Source organism: Paraburkholderia sp. MM5496-R1, from assembly GCF_050436205.1.
In the GTDB taxonomy this organism is placed as follows: Bacteria; Pseudomonadota; Gammaproteobacteria; order Burkholderiales; family Burkholderiaceae; genus Paraburkholderia; species Paraburkholderia tuberum.
Genome location: NZ_JBNDLT010000002.1, coordinates 2262906 through 2287930 on the forward strand (window position 1 = coordinate 2262906; position 25025 = coordinate 2287930).

24 protein-coding genes are annotated in these 25025 nt (G+C 65.0%); 8 read left to right on the forward strand and 16 right to left on the reverse strand.

Features of this window, described 5'->3' with window-relative positions; all coding sequences use genetic code 11:
• The first annotated feature begins 75 nt into the window (after positions 1-75).
• Positions 76-822 carry a phosphoribosyltransferase family protein gene (locus OKW38_RS17380; RefSeq protein ID WP_429362447.1) on the forward strand — a complete coding sequence of 249 codons (747 nt, stop codon included), beginning with the start codon at positions 76-78 and terminating at the stop codon, positions 820-822.
• Positions 823-840: 18 nt separating this feature from the next.
• On the forward strand, positions 841-1311 hold the full coding sequence (gene trmL / locus OKW38_RS17385) for a tRNA (uridine(34)/cytosine(34)/5-carboxymethylaminomethyluridine(34)-2'-O)-methyltransferase TrmL (RefSeq protein WP_090802877.1): 471 nt from the start codon (positions 841-843) through the stop codon (positions 1309-1311).
• Here trmL and OKW38_RS17390 read toward each other — a convergent pair.
• The 5 genes from OKW38_RS17390 to OKW38_RS17410 all read right to left on the reverse strand — a co-directional run bounded on the left by OKW38_RS17390 (position 1284) and on the right by OKW38_RS17410 (position 4283).
• The gene (locus OKW38_RS17390; RefSeq protein WP_429362448.1) at positions 1284-1844 is read right to left on the reverse strand and encodes an O-acetyl-ADP-ribose deacetylase; all 561 of its coding nucleotides are present in this window, start codon (positions 1842-1844) and stop codon (positions 1284-1286) included. The genes trmL and OKW38_RS17390 overlap by 28 nt on opposite strands.
• Positions 1845-1955: 111 nt before the next feature.
• Positions 1956-2954 carry an NAD(P)H-dependent glycerol-3-phosphate dehydrogenase gene (locus OKW38_RS17395; RefSeq protein ID WP_429362450.1) on the reverse strand — a complete coding sequence of 333 codons (999 nt, stop codon included), beginning with the start codon at positions 2952-2954 and terminating at the stop codon, positions 1956-1958.
• Positions 2955-2976: 22 nt separating this feature from the next.
• Positions 2977-3453, reverse strand: a complete 477-nt coding sequence (secB, locus tag OKW38_RS17400; RefSeq protein ID WP_018419299.1) for a protein-export chaperone SecB — start codon at positions 3451-3453, stop codon at positions 2977-2979.
• 147 nt (positions 3454-3600) lie between these two features.
• Entirely contained in the window at positions 3601-3861 is a 261-nt protein-coding gene (gene grxC / locus OKW38_RS17405; protein WP_090802871.1) for a glutaredoxin 3, read from the reverse strand.
• Entirely contained in the window at positions 3858-4283 is a 426-nt protein-coding gene (locus OKW38_RS17410) for a rhodanese-like domain-containing protein (RefSeq protein WP_090802869.1), read from the reverse strand. The genes grxC and OKW38_RS17410 overlap by 4 nt, the downstream gene beginning before the upstream one ends.
• 137 nt (positions 4284-4420) lie before the next feature.
• Here OKW38_RS17410 and gpmA point away from each other — a divergent pair, with 137 nt between their 5' ends.
• The 3 genes from gpmA to OKW38_RS17425 all read left to right on the forward strand — a co-directional run bounded on the left by gpmA (position 4421) and on the right by OKW38_RS17425 (position 8092).
• The gene (gene gpmA, locus OKW38_RS17415) at positions 4421-5167 is read left to right on the forward strand and encodes a 2,3-diphosphoglycerate-dependent phosphoglycerate mutase (protein WP_429335688.1); all 747 of its coding nucleotides are present in this window, start codon (positions 4421-4423) and stop codon (positions 5165-5167) included.
• Positions 5168-5521: 354 nt separating this feature from the next.
• Positions 5522-7099, forward strand: coding sequence for a S41 family peptidase (locus OKW38_RS17420; RefSeq protein WP_090802863.1), 1578 nt, complete (start codon positions 5522-5524; stop codon positions 7097-7099).
• 234 nt (positions 7100-7333) lie between these two features.
• A complete protein-coding gene (locus OKW38_RS17425) occupies positions 7334-8092 on the forward strand; it encodes a HesA/MoeB/ThiF family protein (protein WP_090802861.1) in 759 nt (252 codons plus the stop codon).
• 100 nt (positions 8093-8192) lie between these two features.
• On the opposite strand, the gene ptsP is transcribed toward OKW38_RS17425, so the two are convergent.
• The 7 genes from ptsP to OKW38_RS17460 form a co-directional block, all read right to left on the reverse strand.
• Positions 8193-9935, reverse strand: a complete 1743-nt coding sequence (gene ptsP / locus OKW38_RS17430; RefSeq protein ID WP_090805570.1) for a phosphoenolpyruvate--protein phosphotransferase — start codon at positions 9933-9935, stop codon at positions 8193-8195.
• A gap of 372 nt (positions 9936-10307) precedes the next feature.
• Positions 10308-10577, reverse strand: a complete 270-nt coding sequence (locus OKW38_RS17435) for an HPr family phosphocarrier protein (protein WP_018419292.1) — start codon at positions 10575-10577, stop codon at positions 10308-10310.
• Between the two features lie 124 nt (positions 10578-10701).
• Complete coding sequence (locus tag OKW38_RS17440) at positions 10702-11229, reverse strand: PTS sugar transporter subunit IIA (protein WP_429362451.1); 528 nt, start codon at positions 11227-11229, stop codon at positions 10702-10704.
• Positions 11230-11472: 243 nt separating this feature from the next.
• Positions 11473-12429 carry a glutathione synthase gene (gene gshB, locus OKW38_RS17445; RefSeq protein WP_090802856.1) on the reverse strand — a complete coding sequence of 319 codons (957 nt, stop codon included), beginning with the start codon at positions 12427-12429 and terminating at the stop codon, positions 11473-11475.
• A gap of 103 nt (positions 12430-12532) precedes the next feature.
• Entirely contained in the window at positions 12533-13822 is a 1290-nt protein-coding gene (gene gshA, locus OKW38_RS17450) for a glutamate--cysteine ligase (RefSeq protein WP_090802854.1), read from the reverse strand.
• A gap of 252 nt (positions 13823-14074) precedes the next feature.
• A complete protein-coding gene (locus tag OKW38_RS17455) occupies positions 14075-15541 on the reverse strand; it encodes an ammonium transporter (RefSeq protein ID WP_429362452.1) in 1467 nt (488 codons plus the stop codon).
• Between the two features lie 46 nt (positions 15542-15587).
• Positions 15588-15926, reverse strand: a complete 339-nt coding sequence (locus tag OKW38_RS17460) for a P-II family nitrogen regulator (RefSeq protein ID WP_013088261.1) — start codon at positions 15924-15926, stop codon at positions 15588-15590.
• A gap of 388 nt (positions 15927-16314) precedes the next feature.
• Here OKW38_RS17460 and OKW38_RS17465 point away from each other — a divergent pair, with 388 nt between their 5' ends.
• Positions 16315-16569 carry an accessory factor UbiK family protein gene (locus OKW38_RS17465; protein ID WP_026228952.1) on the forward strand — a complete coding sequence of 85 codons (255 nt, stop codon included), beginning with the start codon at positions 16315-16317 and terminating at the stop codon, positions 16567-16569.
• Between the two features lie 120 nt (positions 16570-16689).
• Positions 16690-18300, forward strand: coding sequence for a YifB family Mg chelatase-like AAA ATPase (locus OKW38_RS17470; protein ID WP_429362454.1), 1611 nt, complete (start codon positions 16690-16692; stop codon positions 18298-18300).
• Positions 18301-18632: 332 nt separating this feature from the next.
• Here the strand turns inward: OKW38_RS17470 and OKW38_RS17475 are convergent, their stop codons facing one another.
• Positions 18633-19316 (reverse strand): hypothetical protein, encoded by a 684-nt coding sequence (locus OKW38_RS17475; protein ID WP_429362456.1) that lies wholly within the window; start codon positions 19314-19316, stop codon positions 18633-18635.
• Between the two features lie 203 nt (positions 19317-19519).
• Between OKW38_RS17475 and OKW38_RS17480 the strand changes: the two genes are divergently transcribed.
• Positions 19520-20056, forward strand: coding sequence for a TlpA disulfide reductase family protein (locus tag OKW38_RS17480; RefSeq protein ID WP_429362457.1), 537 nt, complete (start codon positions 19520-19522; stop codon positions 20054-20056).
• A 59-nt stretch (positions 20057-20115) separates the two neighbouring features.
• Here OKW38_RS17480 and OKW38_RS17485 read toward each other — a convergent pair whose 3' ends face one another.
• From OKW38_RS17485 to OKW38_RS17495, 3 genes are read right to left on the reverse strand one after another with little or no spacing between them, the layout of a single operon-like run.
• Positions 20116-21465, reverse strand: coding sequence for a sigma-54-dependent transcriptional regulator (locus tag OKW38_RS17485; RefSeq protein ID WP_018419283.1), 1350 nt, complete (start codon positions 21463-21465; stop codon positions 20116-20118).
• Positions 21466-21496: 31 nt separating this feature from the next.
• A complete protein-coding gene (locus OKW38_RS17490; protein ID WP_429362459.1) occupies positions 21497-23563 on the reverse strand; it encodes a sensor histidine kinase in 2067 nt (688 codons plus the stop codon).
• A 45-nt stretch (positions 23564-23608) separates the two neighbouring features.
• A complete protein-coding gene (locus tag OKW38_RS17495) occupies positions 23609-24889 on the reverse strand; it encodes a dicarboxylate/amino acid:cation symporter (RefSeq protein WP_184062578.1) in 1281 nt (426 codons plus the stop codon).
• Between the last annotated feature and the right edge of the window lie 136 nt (positions 24890-25025).

Genomic DNA, 25025 nt, shown 5'->3' on the forward strand with positions numbered 1-25025 from the left:
CCATTCAGCGAGAACGGCTTTCACCGGCGCTCACTTGTGCGATTCCAGTCATTTTCTTCGTCGTGTCGAAATCAGGTGGCGCGTTTTGCGCGCGGTCTGCATTCGGCATGGCCGCGGGCCTTGAACGCCGCGCTGCCGAACCTGTGCGCGTTGTGCGGCAATTTGTCGCATAAGACGTTGTGCGACGGTTGCGACGCGGCCTACTGGAACGAGAGCCGGCTGCGCTGCACCGTTTGCGCGGTGCCGTTGCCGGCGTCACGCCGGGTCGCTCAGGCGCGGTATCGCTGCGCGGATTGCGTGGCCGAGCCGCCGCCGTTCGACGCGAGCTTCGCGCTCGCCGACTATCGCGCGCCGCTCGATACGCTCGCGGTCGGCCTGAAGTTCCGCGCCCGGCTGATGCTCGCGCGAGACTTCGCGCAACGCCTCGCGCGGCTCGCTGAAGCCAATTGGCACGACGCGGCCGAGCGGCCCGACGTGATCGCGCCAGTGCCGCTCGCCGGTCGCCGTCTGGTCGAGCGCGGCTACAACCAGGCCTGGCAGATCGCGCGGCCGCTCGCCCGGGCGCTCGGCGTGCGCGGCGACCCCACGCTGCTCGAACGAACGCTCGACACCGCGCCGCAATCGCGCCTCGATCTCGATGCGCGCCGGCAGAACGTCGGCCGAGCGTTTCGCGTCGCGCGCCCGGTGCGCGGCCTGCACGTCGGCATCGTCGACGATGTCATGACGAGCGGCGCGACGCTCGAAGCGCTCGCGCATACGCTGAAGGCCGCCGGCGCGCGGCGGGTTACGAACTTCGTCGCGCTGCGCACTCCGAAAAACTAGCTTTTACGTGGTCTTCTTATGTTCAACGTCGTTCTCGTAGAACCCGAAATTCCGCCCAACACCGGCAACGTGATTCGCCTGTGCGCGAACACCGGCGCCCGGCTGCACCTGATCGAGCCGCTCGGCTTCCCTCTCGACGACACCAAGATGCGGCGCGCCGGCCTCGATTATCACGAGTACGCGGAAATGAACGTGCATGCCGATTGGGACGCGTTCATCGCGAAAGAAACGCCCGACGCGTCGCGCATGTTCGCATTTACGACGCGCGGCTCGGGGCGCTTTCACGACCACGCGTTTCAACCGGGCGACTGGTTCGTGTTCGGCGCCGAAACGCGCGGCCTGCCCGGCACGGTGCTCGAGCGCTTTGCGAACGAACAGCGCGTGCGTCTGCCGATGCGTCCCGGCAATCGCAGTCTGAATCTGTCGAATACGGTGGCGATCGTGGTGTTCGAAGCGTGGCGTCAGGCCGGCTTCGAAGGCGGCGCCTGACGGCGTTCGAGCTCGGCCTCGTAGCGTGCGAACATCGCGTCGTCGAAGCACGCGAACGTCACGTGCTTCATGTGTGGTGTGCGCGGCAACGTGTCGAGTACGGTCGCGACCGCGATGCTGACCGCATCGTCGGCGGGGAAACGGTAGATACCGCAGCTGATCGCTGGAAACGCGATGCTCGTGCACTGAGTTTCGCGCGCGACTTCGAGTGAGCGCTGATAGCACGATGCGAGCAGGTCGGCTTCGCCATGCGCGCCGCCACGCCACACTGGACCGACCGCGTGAATAACATGCTTCGCGGGCAGACGATAGCCGGCGGTGATTTTGGCGTCGCCGGTCGCGCAGCCGCCGAGCGTTTCGCATTCGCGCAGCAACTCCTTGCCGGCCGCGCGATGAATCGCGCCATCCACACCGCCGCCACCGAGCAGCGAAGTATTCGCGGCATTGACGATCGCATCGACGGCGAGCGTCGTGATATCGACCACGCGCGCTTCGAGCGTGCACGTGCCAAGAATGAGATTGAAGGCGGGCATGGGAACCTCGCTGATCCGAGTCTCGCTCACGAAGTGGACAACCCGAAGTGGACAACCAGGCGAGGCAGCCGTTCAACGCGAATTTCCGCTAAACGGCTGATAGAAAAGGCTTTATTCCGCCTTCGAATCGCGCCGCAGGAGCGCGCTAACCGCATCGCGCGGCGCCACGCCGTCGAACAGCACCGCGCAGACCGCCTGCGTGATCGGCATTTCGATTGCATGAGCACGTGCGATCGAGAGTACCGCCCGCGCGCAGCGCACGCCTTCGGCCACGTGACCGAGACCGCCGAGGATGTCGTCGAGCGTGCGGCCCGTGGCGAGTTGCAGGCCCACGGTGCGGTTGCGCGACAGATCGCCGGTAGCAGTCAGAATCAGATCACCGAGGCCGGTCAACCCGGTAAAGGTTTCCGCGCGCCCACCGAGCGTCACGCCAAGGCGCGACATTTCGGCGAGGCCGCGGGTGATCAGCGCCGCGCGTGCATTGAGGCCGAGGCCGAGGCCATCGGCGATGCCCGTGGCGATGGCGAGCACGTTTTTCACCGCGCCGCCCACTTCGACGCCGACGACGTCGTCGCCGGTATAGATGCGCATCGCGCCGTGATGGAACGCCGCGACCGTGCGTTCGCGGCACGCCGCCGACGGGCTCGCGATCGTCAACGCAACCGGCAGCCCCTGCCCGACTTCGCGCGCGAAGCTCGGTCCGGACAACACGCCGTTGCTCGCATGCTCGGGCAATTCCGCCGCGACCGCCTGATGCGGCAACAACTGCGAATCCGCTTCGAACCCCTTGCACAGCCACACGATATGCGCGGGCACCTTGCCCGCATCGCGCATCGCGCGCAACAGGCCGCGCAGGCCAGCCACGGGCGTCGCGACCACGCACAGCGCATCGTCGTCGAGCGCGTGATCGAGCGCCACGCCGAGATCCGCTTCAAAGCGAAGCGCGGGCGGCAACGCGACGCCCGCCAGATAGCGGGCGTTTTCATGCGAAGCGGAAAGCTCGGTGATGAGCGCGGACTCGCGCGCCCACAACACCGTGTGGTGCCTTAAGGCCAGATGGCCGGCGAGGGCGGTGCCCCAGGCGCCAGCGCCGAGAACGGCGACTTTCATAGCCGGCACTGCGCGCGGCGCCTTAATGCGTGACGCCTTTTTGCGCCGCGCCGTCCTGCTGGGCCGCGCTCATCTGGGCGAGACGCTGCTCGTACAGCGCCTGGAAGTTGATCTCGGCGAGGTGGATCGGCGGGAAGCCGGCGCGGGTGATCGCATCGGCGATGTTCGAGCGCAGGTACGGGAACAGGATGGTCGGGCAGGCAATGCCGACGAGCGGATCGATCTGCTCGGCAGGAATGTTGCGAATGTCAAAAATGCCGGCCTGTTTCGCTTCGATCAGGAACGCGACCTTGTCCGACACCTTGGCCGTGACCGTGCCCGTCACGAGAATTTCGAACACGGATTCGGCGAGGCGCTCGGCCTTCACGTCGACTTCGACTTCGACCGACGGCATTTCCTGCTCGAGGAAGATACCCGGCGAATTCGGCTGCTCGAGCGACATGTCCTTCAGATAGATGCGCTGGATGTTGAAGAACGGCTGGTTATTCTCGTCGGACATGATGGTGATTCCTGATAGGTGTGCGTGGCGGCGGCCGATGCACGCATGGGCCGCCAGATTATTGCGCCGGCTCGCCGGCTCCACGAGGAGCGCGTGCGCCGGCTTATCGAGTGGTCCGCCCGTTCGCGCTGCGCGAAACGCGCGAACTCAGGCTGCTTCGAGCAGCGGCGTCAGACCGCCCGCGCGATCGAGCGCGGAAAGGTCATCATAGCCGCCCACATGCGTCTCGCCGATGAACACCTGCGGCACCGTGCGACGACCGGTCCGGGTCATCATCTCCTCACGACGGCCCGGGTCCTTGTCGATCAGTACTTTCTCAACGTGCTCGACGCCGCGCGACTTTAAAAGACGTTCGGCCATCTGGCAATACGGGCACACCTGGGTGCTGTACATGATCACTTTGTTCACTTGGCTGCTCCTTGTTTCACAACCGGCATACCGGCTTTCTGCCAGGCGTCGACGCCGCCCTCGAGAACATGGACTTCCGCGTATCCCGCTTCCTGCACGATACGCGCGGCCTTGTTCGACTGCTGGCCGGTCTGGCACACCAGCAGCACCGGGTTGCTCTTGTTCTTCGCGAGTTGCGTGACTTTCGCCTGCAACTCTGCGAATTCGAAATGCCGTGCCAAGGGCAGGTGCCCCTTGGCGTAATCGGCGGACGGCCGCAGATCGATGACCGCCGCGTTGCGCCGGTTGATCAGTTGGGTGGCTTCAGCGGCCGACAGGCCGCCACGTCCACGCCGACTGATGGTCGGCCACAGCAGCAACCCACCAGAGATAAGGACGATTGCGATCAGGACAAGGTTTGTGTATTCGGTGAAAAACTTCACGGAAGATCCGCCGGAAAGAGAGAAATCGAAAAGGTCAACCCGAGCATTATAAAATAACCGTTCGACGCGATGGCGATGCGCCGCCCGAGGCGCCGCACAGAGCGAGACCGCTTCCTCACTACCGACCGGCAACTCTCATGTACAAACTCGTTCTCATCCGCCACGGCGAATCGACTTGGAACAAGGAAAACCGCTTCACCGGCTGGGTCGACGTCGACCTCACCGAGCAGGGCAACCTCGAGGCGCAGCAGGCGGGCGGGCTGCTCAGGGAATCGGGCTATACGTTCGACATCGCCTACACGTCGGTGCTCAAGCGCGCGATCCGCACGCTGTGGCATGTGCAGGACCAGATGGATCTGATGTACCTGCCCGTCGTGCATTCGTGGCGCCTGAACGAACGCCACTACGGCGCGCTGTCGGGTCTGAACAAGGCCGAAACCGCCGCGAAGTTCGGCGACGAGCAGGTGCTGGTCTGGCGCCGCAGCTACGACACGCCGCCGCCCGCGCTCGAGCCCACCGACGAGCGCGCGCCGTACACCGATCCGCGCTACGCCAGGGTGCCGCGCGAGCAACTGCCGCTGACCGAGTGCCTGAAAGACACGGTCGCGCGCGTGTTGCCGCTGTGGAACGAGTCGATTGCGCCGGCCATCAAGTCGGGGCGCAGCATCCTGATCGCCGCGCACGGCAACTCGATCCGCGCGCTGGTCAAGTATCTCGACAACATCTCGGACAACGACATCGTCGGCCTCAACATCCCGAACGGCGTGCCGCTCGTCTATGAACTCGACGAGAACCTGAAGCCGATCAAGCACTACTATCTCGGCGACCAGGACGCGATCGCCAAGGCGCAAGCCGCGGTCGCGAGCCAGGGCAAGGCGGGCTGATCCGGCATTTCCGGGCGCGGCCCACGCCACGAAAACGCGCGGAGCCGCACGCAGACAACCGGGCCGACAAGAAATTCTGTATTGCGCCCGGCGGGCAGATTCAGAGGCCCGCTGCAGGCTTCACCGTAGCGGCGAGCGCATCCGCTGGCCTTGCGCGGCAACTCTCAGTTCCGACCCGCCGAGTGCCATGTCGTACGGCTCGCCATCCGCGGCTCGGGTCGCAAGAACCAGGACCTTCCCGTACTGTCGAACCACGATTGCCTGCACCGCGCCCTGAGCAGGCGGGTGTGCAGTTATACTTGTCCGTCCAATCTTTATATACGCTGCCACGCGCTTCCGACCGCAACAGACTCTATGCGAAAGAACCTGAAAAATTTCGGCCTGATTGCCGCGGGCCTTGCTACCGGTGTCTTTGCCACCCTGCAATACTCCGCCTCGGCCCAGCAACCCGCTAGCGCTGCGGTCGCCCCGCTGCCGCTAGACCAGCTCAGGCTTTTCGCCGAAGTGTTCGGGCAGATCAAGCACGAATACGTTGAACCGGTCGACGACAAGAAGCTGCTCACCGCCGCGATCAAGGGCATGGTGTCCAGCCTCGACCCGCACTCGTCGTACCTCGACAAGACCGACTACGAAGAGCTGCAGGAACAGACCAAGGGCCGCTTCGCGGGCCTCGGCATCGAAATTTCGTCGGAAGACGGCCTGATCAAGGTGATTTCGCCAATCGAAGACACGCCCGCGTTCCGCGCCGGCATCCGTCCGGGCGACCTGATCACGCGCATCAACGACAAGCCCGTGCGCGGCATGACGCTCGACCAGGCGGTCAAGCAGATGCGCGGCGATCCGGGCACCAAGGTCACGCTGACCATCTTCCGCAAGACCGACGACCGCACGTTCCCGCTCACCGTCACGCGCGCGATCATCAAGGTGCAGTCGGTGAAGGGCAAGATCGTCGCGCCGGGCTTCGCGTACGTGCGCATCACGAGCTTCCAGGAACGCACCACGCCCGACCTCGCGGCCAAGCTGCAGGATCTCGCGCGCCAGGAGCCGAACCTGAAGGGCCTCATCCTCGACCTGCGCAACAACGGCGGCGGTCTGCTGCAAAGCGCGGTTGGCGTCGCGGGTGCGTTCCTGCCGCCGAATTCGGTGGTGGTGTCGACCAACGGCCAGATTCCGGATTCGAAGCAGATCTATCGCGACACCTACGATAACTACCGTCTGCAATCGTTCGACAGCGATCCGCTCAAGGACGTCCCGGCCATCTTCAAGACCGTGCCCATGATCGTGCTGACCAACGCGTATTCGGCGTCGGCGTCGGAAATCGTCGCGGGCGCGCTGCAGGATCAGCACCGCGCGCTGATTCTCGGCAAGACCACGTTCGGCAAGGGTTCGGTGCAAACCGTGCGCCCCCTGACGGCCGACACCGCACTGCGCCTCACCACCGCGTATTACTACACGCCGAGCGGCCGTTCGATCCAGAACAAGGGCATCCGCCCCGACATTCCGGTCGATCAGTACGCGGACGGCGATCCGGACGACGCGCTCGTGACCCGCGAAGTCGACTACTCGAATCACCTCGCGAACACGCAGGACCCGAACGAGAAGAAGGAAGCGGAGCAGCGCGAGCAGGAGCGCATGGAGCAACTGCGTCAACTCGAAGAGCAGAACGACAAGAAGACGCCGGAACAGCGCCAGAAGGAGCGCGAACGCAAGCCGGTCGAGTTCGGTTCGGCCGACGACTTCATGCTGCAACAGGCGGTCGACAAGCTCGAAGGCAAGCCGGTTCAGGAATCGAAGTCGCTGATGGAGCGCCGTCTCGCGCAGAACAAGCCGGGCACGTCGGCCTCCGCGCCGGTCGCGGTGAAGCCGACGCAACCGGTGCCGGGCGCATCGGGACCGGCGCCGGCTTCGGCACCGGCTCCCGCTGGCAAGTAAGCTGACCGACAGGCAGCGAACCCCGCGCGTGTCTTCGCAGCACGATAGTCTGCGAAGACACGCCGCAACAGTTTCAGCAAAAGCCGCCGCCTAACCGGTGGCGCATCACGGCAAGCCGCAACCGCCACCCGCCCCGCGCGATTAAAATAACAGCCACGAATGCGCGCCGCGGCCCCTCGGCCTGCCTCTCCTTGCGCGACACGCGACATAGCGACACACCCCACGCGCCCCGCCATGAATGACGATCAACTCCTTCGCTACTCCCGCCACATCCTCGTCGATGAAATCGGCATCGAGGCGCAGCAGCGTTTTATCGACGCCCACGCGATCATCGTCGGCGCGGGCGGGCTCGGTTCGCCAGCCGCGCTGTATCTCGCGGCGGCGGGCGTCGGCCGTCTGACGCTCGTCGATGCCGATATCGTCGACCTGACTAATCTACAACGACAGATCCTGCACGTGAGCGCGTCGGTTGGACGTAGGAAGGTCGAGTCCGGGCGCGACATGCTCGCGCGGATCAATCCCGAGGTCGTCGTCAACGCGGTGGCCGAGCGCGTCGACGATGCGTGGCTCGACCGCGAGGTGCCGCACGCGAGTGTCGTGCTCGATTGCACCGACAACTTCGCGACGCGTCACGCGATCAACCGCGCGTGCGTCAAGCATCGCGTGCCGCTCGTGTCGGGCGCGGCGCTGCGCTTCGACGGCCAGATCAGCACTTTCGATTTCCGCGATGAAGCGTCGCCGTGCTACGCGTGCGTGTTTCCCGAAGACCAGCCGTTCGAAGAAGTCGCATGCTCGACGATGGGCGTGTTCGCGCCGACGGTCGGCATCATCGGTTCGATGCAGGCTGCCGAAGCGCTGAAGGTGATCGGCGCAATCGGCACGCCGCTCGTGGGCCGCCTGACGATGCTCGATTCGCTGCGGATGGAATGGAACACGATGCGCATCGGACGTCAGCCGGATTGTCCGGTGTGCGGCCACGCGCCCGGGTCTTGAGGCGGTTCCGCACTGCCCGTTCGCGTGACGCCGAAATAGCAGAACGCCGCACATGTGCGGCGTTTTTTCGTTCAACGAGGCAAGACGATGCGCGTCAGATTCAAACCAGCGCGACCCGCTTGAGCGCCGCTTGCACCTCCTCCGGCTCGAACGAAGCCAGCACGTCGGCAACGGGCTTTTCGAGCGTCTTCAGATGCGAGCGCAGCACCTCCTGCTTGACCTCGAGCAGTTGGCTCGGATGCATCGAAAACTCGGTCAGACCCATGCCGAGCAGCAGACGCGTCAACGCCGGATCGCCCGCCATCTCACCGCACACCGACACGGGCACGCCCGCGCGCTTCGCCTCGCGCAGCGTGAACGCGATCAGATGCAGCACGGCCGGATGCAGCGGGTCGTACAGATGCGCGACCGCGTTGTCCGCGCGATCGATCGCGAGCGTGTACTGAATCAGATCGTTGGTGCCGATCGACAGGAAATCGAGCCGCTTCAGAAACAGCGGCAACGCGATCGCGGCGGCCGGGATCTCGATCATCGCGCCCACCTGCACGTTCGGATCGTAAGCGATACCCGCATCGTCGAGTTGACGCTTCGCTTCGCGGATCAGATCGAGCGTCTGGTCGATTTCCTGCGCGTGCGCGAGCATCGGGATCAGGATCTTCACCCTGCCGAACGCCGACGCGCGCAGGATTGCGCGCAACTGCGTGAGGAACATCTGCGGCTCGGACAGGCTCCAGCGAATCGCGCGCAAACCGAGCGCCGGATTCGCGGCGGTCTCGTAGCCGTCGCCGCCCATCGAATCGAGCGGCTTGTCGGCGCCGACGTCGATCGTGCGGATCGTGACCGGCAAGCCGTTCATCAGTTCGACCGCGCGACGATACGCGCTGAACTGCGCCTCCTCTTCGGGCATCCGGTGCTTGTGATTCATGAACAGAAACTCGGTGCGGAACAGACCCACGCCGGTCGCGCCCGATTCGACCGCCGCGCGCGCGTCGTCCGGCAACTCGATGTTCGCGCACAGTTCGATGCGCGTGCCGCACAGCGTTTGCGTCGGCGAGAACTTGAGCCGTTGCAGCTTGCGCTGCTCGAGCTCCTTCTCGCTTTGCCGGTACGAGTATTCCTCGAGCACGATCGGCGCGGGATCGACGATCACGATGCCGTGGTCGCCATCGACGATGATCAGATCGTCCTGGCGGATCAGCGCGCTCGCATGCTGCACGCCGACCGCGGCCGGAATGCCGAGGCTGCGCGCGACGATCGCGGTGTGCGACGTGCGCCCGCCCAGATCGGTGACGAAGCCCTGGAACGTCTGCGTCTTGAACTGCATCATGTCGGCCGGCGCGATGTCGTGCGCGACCACGATCATCTCGTCGCACGCGCCATGCACGTTGCCGACGATGCCCGGCGCGCCCGCGAGCGCCTTCAGCACGCGCTCGACGACCTGCTCGATATCGGCCTTGCGCTCGCGCAGGTATTCGTCTTCGATAGTGTCGAAATGGCGCGACAGTCTTTCGAGCTGTTCGGTCAGCGCCCATTCCACGTTGTAGCGGCGCGTGCGGATCAGGTCGATGGTTTCCTGAACGAGCATGACGTCGTTCAGGATCATCGTGTGAACATCGATGAACGCGCCCATTTCGCTCGGGGCATCCGCGGCAAGATCGGCGCGCAATACGTTGAGTTCTTCATGCACGCGTTGCTGAGCCGCGCGAAAACGCCCGACCTCCCCTTCGATCTGGGGCGGTTCGATCAGATAGTGGTCTACGTCGAGTGCTGCCGGGGCGATCAGATAGGCCCGCCCGATGGCGATACCGCGTGACACGGGAATTCCATGCAGCGTGAATGACACGCGCACCTCCTCTAGTTGTGTAATGCCGCGGCAAACCGCTGCAATGCTCTCAGACTGTACTGGGCATTATAAATTCCGCGCCTTTTTGAAGTGTGTCGGCGGTGTGTGCAGCGCAGCACGGATTATCGCAATGAGGTGCCCTCGTACCCGGCGAAGCTTCGCTCTATACACGTCGCGCAAAACATATGGTTTAAACATTGAAAACGCATGTCGTCTTACGCACTCTTCCCGATGGCTTTCGCGCCGCTTCTAGATCCCTTTAATGTCGATTAACAGCGCGCCTCTTCTGATATTCAGATGTCGGCGCACCGAAAAAAAACCGCGGACTGAGCCGCGGCATTTTCGGGTTTGTCGAACGCAAAGCGCGCGGCTTTATTGACCTTCGCCAAATTTATCGGCGATCAGTTTCAAGAGCGCGTCCATCGCGTCCTGTTCGTCGGTGCCTTCCGTTTCGATCAGCACGGTACTGCCGATGCCCGCGGCCAGCATCATCACGCCCATGATGCTCTTCGCGTTGATACGACGGCCATTGCGGCTCATCCAGATTTCCGCCTGGTAGTTGCCCGCGAGTTGCGTCAACTTGGCCGACGCGCGCGCGTGCAGCCCCAGCTTGTTCACAATTGTCGTTTCCTGTTGCAGCATGTGATGGTCCGAAGCGCGGGTGAATGAAATGGTGAAAAGTGTTACTGCAAAGCGGCTTCAATGCGATCGGCACCGTTGTGAAACCGCTTGAATCCGTCGAAGCTTGCCTGCGAACCAGCCCGGCTTACAGGCCGGTCGCGTCCGTCTTTTGCGTCAGATCGGCATCGGCCGGCAAAGCGGGAACACAGTCGGCGGCCGCCGCGTCAGGCGGCAGCGCCGACAGGCACTCGGCAGCGCACGCTGGCGGCGTGACCGGCGTCGGCATCGCCGGTCCGATCGCGTGCACGCCCTTGGTCGCGCCGGCGAGCGCCTTGTCGACGAGCGTGTCGAGCGGCGTCGCGCGATAGCAGACCGCGCGCACCAGCATCGGCAGATTGACGCCGCACAGCACACGCACGTCCGGCACGGTGGCGAGCCGGCCCGCGATGTTGGCCGGCGTCGCGCCGAACATGTCGGTCAGCACGAGCGCGCCGTTCTCTTCCTTCAGCCGCACGACTTCCGAATTCGCGAACGCGACGACCTGCGCAGGATCGCAATCCGGCGACACGTCGATCACGCCGATACGCGCCGGCAAACCGCCATAGATGTGGGAAATGCAATCGCGCAACGCGGTGGCGAATGGAGCGTGCGCAATGATCAGAATGCCTGCCATGTCAGCCTTACTGCAAAAGAACGGCCCCAAACCGTGGACCGGGACTCGAGCCCGGTTCGCCATCGCCCCGGACCGGCCGTGGGTCGCGAGGGCGGGAATGCATCGTCGGGCGAGCGGGCATTGTAGCAGCCTCATTTTCGCGCCAATGCCGACGCCACGCCTGATGCGGATTTACTACACAGATTGGGGGTGCAGCCGGGCAATCAAGGCCGCTGCGTCGGCGCGCCACGCGAGCGCCACGCGTCAGCCGACCGCGCGCTCCAGCGCGTCGACGAACATCGCGGCGACGTCGAAGCCGGTCTGGTCCATGATCTCGCGGAAACACGTCGGGCTCGTGACGTTGACTTCGGTGAGCCAGTCGCCGATCGCATCGAGTCCGACCAGCAGCAGGCCGCGCGCCGCCAGCACCGGCGCGAGCGTATCCGCGATCTTGCGATCCTGCTCACTGAGCGGCCGCGCGACGCCCAGTCCGCCGGCCGCCAGATTGCCGCGCACCTCATTACCCTGAGGAATGCGCGCGAGCGAGTACGGCACCGCTTCGCCGCCGATCAGCAGGATGCGCTTGTCACCTTCCTTGATCTCGGGGATGAATTTCTGCGCCATCACCGAGCGCGCGCCGTCGTGGCTCAGCATTTCGACGATCGAGCCGAGGTTCATGCCGTCCGCCTTCACGCGGAATACGCCCATGCCGCCCATGCCGTCGAGCGGCTTCAGGATCACGTCGCCGTGCTGTTCGTGGAACGCGCGCAGACGCGCCGGGTCGCGAGTGACCAGCGTCGGCGCGACGAACTGCGCGAACTCGCCGATTGCGAGCTTCTCCGAATGATCGCGGATCGCCTGCGGTTTGTTGAAGATGCGTGCGCCGCCACGCTCGGCCAGTTCGAGCAGCCAGGTCGACGTCACGTATTCCATGTCGAACGGCGGGTCCTTGCGCATCACGACCGCGCCGAAGCTCGCGAGTGCGCGCGGCGTGGCGGCATCGGCGGCAAACCAGACATCACGATGCAGATCCGTGGTATCGCCGACGATCGCAATGCGCTGCACGTTCGCCTCGACATCGCCGCCCGTCCACGCCAGATGCTTCGGCCCGCAGGTGTACACCGTGTGGCCGCGCCGCGCCGCTTCGGCCATCATCGCGTAGGTCGTGTCTTTGTAGACCTTGAAATGGCTGAGCGGATCGGCGATGAAAAGAATGTCCATGAAAGTCCCGGTGCGCCCTGAGGGGCGTGACATTGTTCGTCAATATAGTCTTTGAAGACGGCGATGGCGGCACGCATGCCGCCATCCTGCCGCGCGAGGCGGCTTAGACCTGGATCGCTTCAGGATCGGTCTTTTCGAGTTCGACCGATGCGGCCAGCAACCCGAGCCGCGCCACGACGCCATACATATAGAAGCGGTTCGGCGGCGCCGCGCCGGGCTTCGCGTGCGCATCGGGCAGCGCCGTGTGTTCGAAGCCGAGCGGCACGAAGTGCATGCCCGGCGCGTTCAGGTTCTGGTCGCGCTCGCGGCTGCCGTGCACGCGATAGAAGCCGCCCACCACATAGCGGTCGATCATGTAGACGACCGGCTCGGCGACTTCCTCGCCGATGCGCTCGAACGTGTAGACGCCTTCCTGCACGATCACGTCGTGCACTTCGAGGCCGTCTTTGGTCGCGGCCATGCGCGTGCGTTCGCGCTTCGTCAGCGCGGCGACTTCCGACGCGTCGTGCACGGTCATCACGCCCATGCCGTAGGTGCCCGCATCGGACTTGATCACGACATACGGTTTTTCGGAGATGCCGTACTCGCGATACTTGCGCGCGATCTTCTTCAGCACGCCGTCGATCGCATCGGCAAGGGCTTCCTCGCCGGTGCGCTGCTGGAAGTCGACGCCCTCGACGTGCGCGAAATACGGATTGATCATCCACGGATCGATCTCGACCATCTTCGCGAACTTCTTCGCGACGTCGTCATAGCACGAGAAATGCGTCGACTTGCGACGCACCGCCCAGCCCGCATGCAGCGGCGGCAGCAGGTACTGCTCGTGCAGGTTTTCGAGCACGGGCGGAATACCGCCGGACAGATCGTTGTTCAGAAGGATCGAGCACGGGTCGAAGTTCTTCAGACCAAGGCGCCGCTGCGAGCGCTCGAGCGGTTCGAGCACCAGCTTCTGGCCGTCCGACAGCGCGATCGTGACCGGGCCGTTGATGGTTTCGTCGAGCGTGCCGAAGCGTACGTTCAGACCCGCCTGGCGCATGATCGACGCAAGCCGGGCGACGTTTTCGAGGTAGAACGCGTTGCGGGTGTGACGCTCGGGAATAACGAGCAGATTCTTCGCGTCCGGGCAGATCTTTTCGATCGAGGCCATCGCGGCCTGCACCGCGAGCGGCAGCACTTCCTGCGACAGATTGTTGAACGCGCCGGGAAACAGATTGGTGTCGACCGGCGCGAGCTTGAAGCCCGCGTTACGCAGATCGACGGAACAGTAGAACGGTGGCGTGTGCTCCTGCCATTCGAGCCGGAACCAGCGTTCGATAGCGGGCGTGGCGTCGAGGATCTTCCGCTCGAGGTCGAGCAGCGGGCCGTTTAACGCCGTAACTAGGTGCGGAACCATTGATCACTCGCAGACTGGAGAAAAAAGATTGTAGAGCAAATGCTTTGTCCATTTGGGGACGGTTTCTCCATTCGCAAGCAGACTCGAATGCATTCTCCCTATCTCGATGATAGGCGCGGAAAATCGCCGTTCGCAACCCGATCAGCAAGAAAAAAGCCCGCCATGAAGGCGGGCGAAATTGCTGCGCTTGCTTAACCATTTTTTCTTACTGACGGGCCCGGGAGCCCGGGCCGAACCGGGACAGGTTCTCCGTTATTCGACTTTCTCGCCGTGCAGGCTCACGTCGAGGCCTTCGCGCTCCTGCTCTTCGGTCACGCGGATGCCCATCACCAGGTCGATGATCTTCAGCAGCACGAAGCTCACCACGCCGCTGTAGATCAGCGTCGTCAGCACGCCCTTCGCCTGCAGGATCACGCTGCCGTCCGAGCCGCTGATGTCCTTGACCGCGAACACGCCGGTCAGCAGCGCACCGATGATCCCGCCGATGCAGTGCACGCCGAACGCGTCAAGCGAATCGTCGTACCCGAACTTGTGCTTGAGCCACGTGGCCGCCCAGAAGCAGACCACACCCGCGACGATACCGATCACGAGCGCCCCGACCGTGCCGACGAAGCCCGACGCTGGCGTAATCGCCACCAGACCCGCGACCGCGCCCGACACGATACCGAGCACCGACGGCTTGCCCTTGGCTGCCCATTCGGCGAACATCCACGCGAGCGCCGCCGCGGCGGTCGCCACCTGCGTCGCGAACATCGCGAAGCCGGCACGGCCATCCGCTGCCACGGCCGAACCCGCGTTGAAGCCGAACCAGCCGACCCACAGCATCGCGCCACCGATCAGCGTGAGCGTCAGGTTGTGCGGCGCCATCGCTTCCTTGCCATAGCCGACGCGCTTGCCGAGCACCAGACAGCAGACCAGACCCGCGATACCGGCGTTGATGTGCACCACCGTGCCGCCCGCGAAGTCGAGGATGCCCGCGCTAGCCAGCCAGCCGCTCGGCTCCCACACCATGTGCGCGATCGGCGAGTAGACGATGATCGACCACAGCGTCATGAACACCAGCATCGCCGAGAACTTCATGCGATCCGCGAACGCACCGGTGATCAGCGCCGGCGTGATGATCGCGAAGGTCATCTGGTAGACGAAGTAGACCGTCTCGGGGATCGTCGGCGCGAGGTGGCTGACGGTCAGCGTCGTGGCCTTGTCGCCCTTGATGTAGTTCATGCCCGTCATGAACACGCGCGAGAAGCCGCCGATGAACGAGCTGCCAGGCGTGAACGCGAGGCTGTAGCCCACCACGGTCCAGACGATCGTCACGACACAGGTGATCGCGAAGCTTTGCATCAGCGTCGCGAGCACGTTCTTCTTGCGGACCATGCCGCCGTAGAACAGCGCGAGACCCGGGATCGTCATGAACAGCACCAGCGCGGTGGAGGTCAGCATCCACGCGGTGTCGCCGGAGTTGATCTTCGACGAATCGACCGAGAACGGCGCGGTCGGGGTGGCCGGCGCGGCCGCGGCGGCGGCCGATGCATCGGCGGCGGGAGCCGAGGCCGCCGGGGCAGCGGCTGCGGCGGAGGCGTCCGGTGCGGGCGCGCTCGCCGTCGTATCGGGAGCGGAGGCGGCTGCGGGAGCGGACGCATCGTCCGCGAGGGCGGTGCCGACACCGCCCGCGAGCAGCGAGCCGGCCATCAGCAGGGACATCATTAGTTTGCGCATCTTGGTTTTCCTCTTGTCGCTGTCCGTGTCGCGATGTTCTGGTCTTTTACAGTGCGTCCGCGCCGGTCTCGCCGGTGCGGATCCGAACCACCTGCTCGATCGGCGTGACGAAGATCTTGCCGTCGCCGATCTTGCCGGTACGCGCGGCGCGCTCGAGCGCCTCGATCGCCTGATCGACGATGTCGTCCGATACCGCCGCTTCGATCTTCACCTTCGGCAGAAAGTCGACGACGTATTCGGCGCCCCGATACAGCTCGGTGTGGCCCTTCTGCCGTCCGAAGCCTTTGACTTCGGTCACCGTGATGCCCGACACGCCGATCGCCGACAGGGCTTCGCGCGCTTCATCCAGCTTGAACGGCTTGATGATTGCGGTAATGAGTTTCATGAAATCCTCGCTAGTTATTGCTGATCCGTTGTGCCCCGTGGCGTACCCGTGACGGTGTCTCCTGCGCTACCGGGAAAAGCGCCCTGGCAGTGCGCGCGCGGGGCAGTAACAGCAACTCCTATGCCATGTTGTGTCGGAGCGCGCCTCGCGCGCGTGGCGCAGCGCGCCCGAGCGGCCTTGTCCGAACGGCCAGCGGCGCGGCGGGCGGTGGCGCGGCGGGGGGATCGTTGCTAGAGTGTTCGAACGTTCTGAACGCGAGGGCGCGCACCAAACACGCTCACGCGGCCGCGGCAACCAATACGTCGCGCGCACCAGGATCGCCCGTTCGCCGTAACGGGGCACGGGCGCAATGAAACATGCACTTTTTTTGTGCACCAAGGGGAATACGATGAAACAACCGAACGACGTTTTTAACGACTTCCAGGCTCGCGTCAGCGATCTGTTCAAGAATTCGCCGGCCAAGGATGTCGAACGCAACGTCAAGGCAATGCTGTCGCAGGGCTTCTCGAAGCTCGATCTGGTCACGCGCGAGGAATTCGATACGCAGACCCAGGTGCTCGTGCGTACGCGCGCGCGCCTCGAAGAACTCGAGCGCCGCGTCGCCGAGCTCGAGCAGAAATTGCCGCTCACGCAGACGCCGTAAGCGCTGCTCGCAGCCTTCGCGCTGCGCAGTGCCGCTCATCACAGGCAAGCGGGCCGTGACGTCATCAGCGTTTTAGGGGATTTGCGCGCGATGTGAGCGCGCCGTCCGACGGGAGAGAATATGTCGCTTGCCGTGGTGCGCAGCCGCGCGCCGGCCGCTGGCCGTGCGCCCGATGTGACCGTCGAGGTTCACCTCGCCAATGGGCTGCCGTCCTTTTCGATCGTCGGCCTGCCCGATCTGGAAGTGCGCGAGAGCCGTGAACGCGTGCGCGCGGCGCTGCAGAACTGCGGTTTCGATTTTCCAGTCCGCCGCATCACCGTCAACCTCGCGCCGGCCGATCTACCGAAAGAATCCGGTCGTTTCGATCTGCCGATCGCGCTCGGCATCCTCGCCGCAAGCGGGCAGATTCCCGCCGAATCGCTGCTCCATCGCGAGTTTGCCGGCGAGCTCTCGCTGACCGGCGCGCTGCGGCCGATGCGCGGCGCGTTCGCGATGGCCTGCGGCACCGCGCGCGGCGCTCTGGCGAACGCCGGCGACGCCGACGCTTCATCTGAAGCGCGTTCTGCGTTGCCCGCCCTCCTCGATCAACTAGCCGCACCGGCCTTCCATACCCCACAGCTTTACCTGCCGGCCGCGAGCGCGGCGGAAGCGGCGCTCGTGCCCGGCGTCGACGTGTTCGGCGCCGCCGATCTGCCGTCGCTATGCGCGCATCTCGCAGGCTCGCCGGACGCGCGTCTTAGTCCTGTCGCCGCGCCCGAGCTCAACGAGCACGCCGCTGCCCCGGCGCCGGACATGGCCGACGTGATTGGCCAGCGCGCCGCTCGGCGCGCCCTCGAAGTCGCGGCGGCCGGCGGCCATCACGTGCTGCTGATCGGACCGCCCGGCGCCGGCAAGTCGATGCTCGCGGCACGCCTGCCCAGCTTGCTGCCGCCCATGACCGACGACGAAGCGCTCGCCTCCGCCGCGCTACTGTCCGCGAGCCGCATCGGCTTCAAGCCGTCGCAGTGGCGCCAGCGGCCGTTTCGCGCGCCGCACCATTCGTCGAGCGCGGCGGCGCTGGTCGGCGGACGCAATCCGCCGCAGCCTGGCGAGATCACGCTCGCGCATCTGGGCGTGCTCTTTCTGGACGAACTTCCCGAATTCGATCGCGTGGTGCTCGAAACGCTGCGCGAGCCGCTCGAAGCTGGCCGCATCACGATCTCGCGCGCCGCCTGGCAAGCGGATTTCCCCGCCGCCTGCCAACTGATCGCCGCAATGAACCCGTGCCCGTGCGGCTGGCGCGGCGATCCGGGCGGGCGCTGCCGCTGTACGCCTGAAGTTGCGGCGCGCTATTTGCGTAAATTGTCGGGACCGCTGCTCGACCGCATCGACATCCAGCTCGAAATTCCAGCACTGACCGCCACCGAACTCGCGGCACGCGCCGCCACCACCGGCGAAGCAAGCGTGGCGATCGCAGAGCGCGTGAGCGCTGCGCGCGAGCGGCAACTGGCCCGGCAAGGCAAGACCAACCGCGAGCTGGACGGACGCGAAGTGGACGATGTATGCCGCCCGGACGCAGCGGGCGAGGCGCTGCTGCGCGAAGCCGGCGAGCGCTTTGGCTGGTCGGCGCGGGCGTACTACCGGGTGTTGAAGGTCGCGCGCACCGTCGCGGACCTGGCTGGCGCGGCGATGCCGAGCGCCGCGCAGGTCGCCGAGGCAATCCAATACCGCCGCGCTTTTGGCTCGTTATGAGGAGAAAAAACGACTGTCAAGACTTGACTTATTCACATACGCGCGATCCTGTTAGATTTTGATACAACTCAAAAGCGCGCAGACGCGCATCTCGCCAAGCCATTGATTCAAATGTATTTTTTTAAATTCCCTACGCCTGTGGATTTTGCCGGAAGGCCCGCCTGATGGGCTTTTGCGGCCATTGAGGCCGACTTCTCAACAGAGTTATCCACAGGCTGTGCGCGTAACTCAAAAATCTCAACGTAAACCGGCAATTAGCGTACAAACCTGCGAAGGAACTTTCACTGCGTTCGGCCCTCTGAGGTGCGCCCGACCGGCCAAAAATACCGCATTCAGTACAGCTGGAACGACGAAAAAAACTGGTCGACCTGCTCTTGCGGCAGCGGTTGATCGGCGATGATCGCCGCCTGGTACACGTGCCGGCCGCGCGCGACGAGCCGCGCATACACCGTGCGCGTCTCGTGTTTGGCGCCCGCCGCGCCGCTCACCGTCATTTCCAGCCCCGGTATCTTGCCGCCCGCCGCCAGCGGGATTTGCGCTGGGTGAGCATCGGGCGTCGCGCCGACATTGCGCGCCAGTCCCGCGCGCAGGAAATCGAGTGCGGCACGCTGGGTCGCGTCGCTGTCGTCGGGCAGCATCACGGTGCCGACCGCAAAGACCGCATTGCCCGCTTCGGCGGTCTGCATTGCCATCTGCATCGGTGTGCCGCCGATCTGCACCGCGCGCTGATCGTTGCCCGGCTTGGCTGGGAAGTCGACCGTGTAGCCCTTGTCGTTGTTCATCACGGTGCGCCAGTTGAAGGTCGGTGAGCAGGCGCTGAGCGCGACGCCGAGCGCCAACGCGGCCGTCGCCGCGCCGATCACGGTTCGAGCGTGACCGGATCGCGTGAATGCGCGGAGAAATAGGCCCGCCGGTTGGAACACGCCCGCACGGCGGGCGGACAATCGGCTGATCAACGGAAAACGGCAAGAAACGCGGGCAACTAAAGAGCAGACGCGAAGAACGGTTCGGAGCATGGGACGGAAGATCGGGCTTCTCGGAGCGTAAAGCGCCATTATCCGCTGATCGACTGCCGGGCCGACGCGGAGCGCAGCCGTCCCGCCATTTCGGCGCAGCCGAACCCATTGGAGCTAGAATAGAAGCGTTGCTCAGTACCGGCCCGCGGGCCATCACACCGCCCCATTGTTCCGCGCCGCGCGCGACTCACGAGGATCCGTCCATGAGTTCCAATTCACCGACCGCCGTCCGGCGCACGAACCCGCTTCGCTATCTGATTGCGGTGGCCATCGCCATTGCGCTCGCCGTCGCCGGTTACTTCGCGTTTGCCGGCCAGCAGCGCGTACCCGATGCGACCTTCACGCTGCTATCGGGACAGAAGCTCACGACCGCGGACCTCAAAGGCAAGGTTTATCTGGTCAACTTCTGGGCAACGAGTTGCGACACCTGCATGAAGGAAATGCCGCAGATGGTCGAGACCTATAACCGCTTCAAGGGCCAGGGCCTCGAATTCGTCGCGGTGGCAATGAACTACGACGCGCCGATGTACGTGACCAATTACACGCAAACGCGTCAGCTGCCGTTCAAGGTCGCGATGGACGACGGCTCGGCCGCCAAGCGGTTCGGCAACGTGCAGCTCACGCCGACCACCTTCGTCGTCGATAAAGACGGCAAGATCCTGAAGCGCTATGTCGGCGAGCCGCAGTTCGCGGAACTCGACCAGTTGCTCGCGAAAGCGCTGAAGGCTGGCGCGGCTTAAGCCGGCGCAAGCAGATCCCCACGCGCCGGCGCAACCTCCCGCCGCCGGCGTACGCCTCCTCACCGCTCCCCTTCCCCTTTGGCCGCAAGGCCATATCGCTTGATCTTCTCGTAGAGCGTCGCCTTGCCGAGCTGCAGCCGGTCCGCCGCGACCGCGACCACGCCGCCCGCCTGCTCCAACGCCTCGGCGATCATCGCGCGCTCGAACTGCTCGACACGCTCCTTCAGCGGATGGGTGGCCCCGCCGTCTTCGCCGAACGACAGCACCGGTTCGTCGGCGATGCCGAGCACGAAGCGGTCGGCGGCATTACGCAGCTCGCGCACGTTGCCCGGCCAGTCTCGCTGCATCAGACTCGCACGTTGGCGATCGGTGAGCATCGGCGCCGGCCGCTGATAACGGACGGCAGCATCGAGCAGGAAATGCTCGAACAGCGGCACGATGTCCTCGCGACGCTCGCTCAAAGGCGGCAGCGCGATCGTCACCACGTTGAGCCGGTACAGCAGATCGCGCCGGAACGAGCCATCCGCGACGTGCTCGGCCATGTCGCCTTTTGCAGCCGCGACCACGCGGCAATTGACGCGAATCGGCTGATTCGAGCCGAGCCGTTCCAGCACGCCGTCCTGCAGCACGCGCAGCAGCTTGACCTGCAGCGCGAGCGGCATGCTCTCGATCTCGTCGAGAAACAGCGTGCCGCCCGACGCATGTTCGAGCTTGCCGATCCGCCGTTTGGCCGCGCCGGTGAACGCGCCCGGCTCGTAGCCGAACATCTCCGATTCGAACATCGGCTCGGGCAGCGCGCCGCAGTTCACCGCGATGAACGGCTTGTCACGCCGCGGCGACAACTCGTGCAGGCTGCGCGCGATCAGCTCCTTGCCCGCGCCGGTATCGCCGTTGATCAGGACGGACGCATCGGTCGGCGCGACGTTGGCGATCAGCCGCCGCACCTGCTCGATCGCCGGACTGCGGCCGATGATGCGCGGCGCGACCGCGTTCTGCCCGGCCAGCTCACGGCGCAGCGCGAGGTTTTCGAGCACGAGCTTGCGGCGCTCCAGCGCGCGCCGCACGGTTTCGATCAGCCGCTCGGACGCGAACGGCTTTTCGATGAAGTCGTAGGCGCCGTCGCGCATCGCCTGCACGGCCATCGAGATATCGCCGTGGCCGGTGACCAGAATCACCGGCACGTCGGGCGCGCGCTCGTGGCACTGCGCGAGCAGGTCGAGACCGCTCGCGCCGGGCAGCCGGATATCGCTGACGATCACGCCGGAGAAGTCCGCGCTGATCAGCTTCGCCGCAGCCTCGACCGACGCATGGCCGACCACGTCGAAGCCCGCCAGTTGCAGGCTCTGCACGCTCGCGCGGCGCACCAGTTCGTCGTCTTCGATATACAGCACTTGCAGGCCGTCGTTCATTGCGTGTTCCGGGTGATGCTTCGGGGTGAAATCAGGAGCCCGCGGTCAGCGGATCGTACGAGGGGCTGGTCTGCACACGCGCACGACGCAGCGTCAACACGAACGATGCGCCACCGTGCGGCGCGTTGCGCGCGACGAGCGAGCCGCCGCAATCGCGCGCGATCGACGATGAAATCGCGAGGCCAAGGCCGAGCCCCTGGCCCATTTCCTTCGTCGTGAAAAACGGTTCGAACAGGTGCGGCAACACGTCGTCGGGAATGCCGGGGCCGTTGTCGCCGACCGCGATCGACAGGTTCGCGACGCCGGCCTCCACCTCGACCGTGATATGCGGCGGGTTCATGCCGGCGGTTGCGTCGAGCGCGTTGCCGAGCAGGTTGATCAGCACCTGTTCGAGCCGCAGATCGTCGCAATTCGCGACCAGCTCCGGATGATCGTCGGCGAGATTCAGCGGCGTGCGCGCGCCGCCTGCCGCAGCGGCGGCGTCGGTGTCGATGTCGGCCGCGATATCGATCAGCACGAACTCGAGTTCGACGCCCTGCAGGCGCTTTTGCAGCAACGCGACGACGTTGCGCAGGGCCCGCACGATCGACGCGCGCGCGCTGCGCGGCCGCGCGCGGCCGACGAACAGCTTCAACTGGTTCGTGATGTTGCCCATGCGCTCGGTGAGCGCCGCGATCGCTTCGAGATTCTCGCGCGCCGATGCCTGATCGCCGCGTTCGAGCAGCACGCGCGTGTTATCGGAAAAACTGCGCAGCGCAGCGAGCGGCTGGTTCAGCTCGTGCGTGATGCCGGCCGCCATCTGACCGAGCGCGGCCAGCTTGCTCGCCTGGATCAGTTCGTCTTGCGCGGCGCGCAGTTCCTGCTCGGCGCGTGTACGCTCGGCGACTTCCTTGTGCAACTGCTCGTTCGCCTCGGACAGATCGGCGGTGCGCTCGGCGACGCGCTGATTCAGCTCGGCATAGGCCTTCTGCAGCAGCGCGCGGCTGCGCATCATTTCGCGCACGCGCGCGCGCCGCATGCGCCAGTAGAACGCGAGCAGCACCAGCGATACATAGCCGAAGCCGGTGACGATGGTCGCCTTGCGCGCGTCGGCATCGACCGGATCGACCGGCGACATCGTGATCAGATGCCAGTCCGGCTCGCCCATGGCGTGACGCGACGCGAGGAAGCGCGGCGCGGAGCGCCCGCCGCCGATGCGCAGGATCTGCGCATTGCCTTCGAGTATGCGCTCGACCGTCACCGGTAGCGGCTCGATCGGCTGCCGCGCGTACTGGCGAGCCTGGTAGATCGAATTGGCGATCTGGCCGGGCAGCGGCCGAATCGTGTGGTACTTCCATGCCGGCACCGACGACAGGAAGATCACGCCATGATCGTCGGTGACGACGAGCGGCTCGGACGCGTCCACGCCCTGAAACCATTCGAGATCGAGCTTGACGACCGCCACACCGACGATCTTGCCGTCGCGCCGCACCGGCTGCGAGATGTAGTAGCCGGGCGCCTGCGAAATCGTGCCGATGCCGAAGAAGCGGCCGACGCCGCCTTTCATTGCATCGACGAAATACGGCCGGAACTGATAGCCCGCGCCGACGAAGCTGCCCGGCCCGCGCCAGTTGCTGGCGGCGATGCAGTAGCCGTCGAGCGAAATGATGTAGGTGACCGTCGCGCGCGCGTGGCGGTTCAGGTCTTCGAGATAGAGATTCGCTCGCTTGACGTTGGCGGGATTCGGATCGATCAGCACATCCTGCACGATCGGATGCTCGGCGAGCAGATACGGCAGCGATTCGTAGCGTTCGAGCGTGCTCTTGAGCGCGCTCGCGGTGCGCTCGGCGCGCACGGCGGCGTTGCGCCGCAGCGTGTCGACACCGCTTTTCCACGCAAGGCTGTAGGTGAGCCAGCATGCCGCCGCGAGCCCGGCTGCGAGCGCGAAGAGAATCAGCAGGCGGCGGGTCACGTTGGCAAAGTCCGAACGATGTGCATCGGACATTGTGGCATAGGGCGGCAAGGCGTCGCCGCCAGACGCGTCGAGGGCTGGGCCGCGACTTTTGCCGGCGGTCTCGCCGCCAGACGCCTCGGAAGGTCGCGCGGACGCCGGTTTCATGCTTAAGCGTCCGCGCTGGTCACGACAGGGTTGGCGAGGCGCGACTCAAACGCCGGCCGGCTCTTTGACCGCCACCTCGCCGCGCAGCACCTTGTTCAGCTTGCTGCGATCGAGCTCCTTTTCCCAGGCCGACACGACGACCGTCGCGACACCGTTGCCGACGATGTTCGTCAGCGCGCGGCACTCGCTCATGAACCGGTCGATGCCAAGGATCAGCACCATGCCCGACAGCGGAATCGTCGGCACCACGGCCAGCGTCGCCGCGAGCGTGATGAAGCCCGCGCCGGTCACGCCGCTCGCGCCCTTCGAGGTCAGCATCGTCACCGCGAGCAGCGTCAGCTGCTGGCCCCACGTAAGGTCGGTGTTGGTCGCCTGAGCGATGAACAGCACCGCCATCGTCATGTAGATGTTGGTGCCGTCGAGGTTGAACGAGTAGCCGGTCGGCACCACGAGGCCCACCACCGAGCGCGAGCAGCCGAGCTTTTCGAGTTTCAGCATCAGCTGCGGCAGCGCGGCTTCGGACGAGCTCGTGCCGAGCACGATCAGCATCTCTTCCTTGATGTATGCGACGAAACGCAGGATGTTGAAGCCCACCGCCCGCGCGATCGCGCCGAGCACGACCACCACGAACACGATCGAGGTCAGATAGAACGTGCCGACCAGCTTGAGCATCGGCAGCAGCGAGCCGATGCCGTACTTGCCGATCGTGAAGGCCATCGCGCCGAACGCGCCGATCGGCGCGAGCTTCGTGATGATGCGCACCATGCCGAACAGGATGTGCGAGAGCCCTTCGATGAAGTTGGTCACCGGCTTGCCCTTCTCACCGGCCGTTGCGAGCACGGCGCCGAACAGCAGCGCGATCAACAGGATCTGCAGGATCTCACCCTGCGCGAACGCCGACAACAGCGTGTCCGGAATGATGTGCATGAAGAAGTCGACCGTCGACTGGCCGTGCGCCTTCGCGGCATACGACGCAACCGCGCGGCCGTCGAGCGAGGCCGGATCGACGTTGAAGCCGGCGCCCGGTCGCAGCAGGTGCGTGGCGGCGAGGCCGAGTACCAGCGCGAAGGTCGAGACGATTTCGAAGTACAACAGCGCCTTGCCGCCGACGCGTCCAACCTTCTTCATGTCCTCCATGCCGGCGATGCCCGTCACGACCGTGCAGAAGATGATCGGCCCGATCACCATCTTGATCAGCTTGATGAAGCCATCGCCGAGCGGCTTCATGTCGATGGCGAGGTTCGGGTAGAAATGCCCGAGTACGATGCCGACGATGATCGCCACGATCACCTGGACGTACAGCACTTTATGGATAGGTTTCTTCACGATGGTTCCTGCGAGGGATATGAGCTGATGACCCGCCGCGAGGCGCGACACGCGAACGAAACGTCGTCGCGCGGGCGCACGTTGGCGGACCGCTGCAAAGACGACGAATTCAGAAATACCGGGAAGGGAAATCGGA

Excerpts from the sequence above, each read along its gene's own strand:
- trmL (WP_090802877.1), top strand. The coding sequence starts at position 841 with ATGTTCAACGTCGTTCTCGTAGAACCCGAAATTCCGCCCAACACCGGC.
- OKW38_RS17390 (WP_429362448.1), bottom strand. The coding sequence starts at position 1,844 with ATGCCCGCCTTCAATCTCATTCTTGGCACGTGCACGCTCGAAGCGCGC.
- OKW38_RS17395 (WP_429362450.1), bottom strand. The coding sequence starts at position 2,954 with ATGAAAGTCGCCGTTCTCGGCGCTGGCGCCTGGGGCACCGCCCTCGCC.
- secB (WP_018419299.1), bottom strand. The coding sequence starts at position 3,453 with ATGTCCGACGAGAATAACCAGCCGTTCTTCAACATCCAGCGCATCTAT.
- gpmA (WP_429335688.1), top strand. The coding sequence starts at position 4,421 with ATGTACAAACTCGTTCTCATCCGCCACGGCGAATCGACTTGGAACAAG.
- OKW38_RS17420 (WP_090802863.1), top strand. The coding sequence starts at position 5,522 with ATGCGAAAGAACCTGAAAAATTTCGGCCTGATTGCCGCGGGCCTTGCT.
- OKW38_RS17425 (WP_090802861.1), top strand. The coding sequence starts at position 7,334 with ATGAATGACGATCAACTCCTTCGCTACTCCCGCCACATCCTCGTCGAT.
- OKW38_RS17435 (WP_018419292.1), bottom strand. The coding sequence starts at position 10,577 with ATGCTGCAACAGGAAACGACAATTGTGAACAAGCTGGGGCTGCACGCG.
- OKW38_RS17440 (WP_429362451.1), bottom strand. The coding sequence starts at position 11,229 with ATGGCAGGCATTCTGATCATTGCGCACGCTCCATTCGCCACCGCGTTG.
- gshB (WP_090802856.1), bottom strand. The coding sequence starts at position 12,429 with ATGGACATTCTTTTCATCGCCGATCCGCTCAGCCATTTCAAGGTCTAC.
- gshA (WP_090802854.1), bottom strand. The coding sequence starts at position 13,822 with ATGGTTCCGCACCTAGTTACGGCGTTAAACGGCCCGCTGCTCGACCTC.
- OKW38_RS17455 (WP_429362452.1), bottom strand. The coding sequence starts at position 15,541 with ATGCGCAAACTAATGATGTCCCTGCTGATGGCCGGCTCGCTGCTCGCG.
- OKW38_RS17460 (WP_013088261.1), bottom strand. The coding sequence starts at position 15,926 with ATGAAACTCATTACCGCAATCATCAAGCCGTTCAAGCTGGATGAAGCG.
- OKW38_RS17465 (WP_026228952.1), top strand. The coding sequence starts at position 16,315 with ATGAAACAACCGAACGACGTTTTTAACGACTTCCAGGCTCGCGTCAGC.
- OKW38_RS17470 (WP_429362454.1), top strand. The coding sequence starts at position 16,690 with ATGTCGCTTGCCGTGGTGCGCAGCCGCGCGCCGGCCGCTGGCCGTGCG.
- OKW38_RS17475 (WP_429362456.1), bottom strand. The coding sequence starts at position 19,316 with ATGCTCCGAACCGTTCTTCGCGTCTGCTCTTTAGTTGCCCGCGTTTCT.
- OKW38_RS17480 (WP_429362457.1), top strand. The coding sequence starts at position 19,520 with ATGAGTTCCAATTCACCGACCGCCGTCCGGCGCACGAACCCGCTTCGC.
- OKW38_RS17485 (WP_018419283.1), bottom strand. The coding sequence starts at position 21,465 with ATGAACGACGGCCTGCAAGTGCTGTATATCGAAGACGACGAACTGGTG.
- OKW38_RS17490 (WP_429362459.1), bottom strand. The coding sequence starts at position 23,563 with ATGAAACCGGCGTCCGCGCGACCTTCCGAGGCGTCTGGCGGCGAGACC.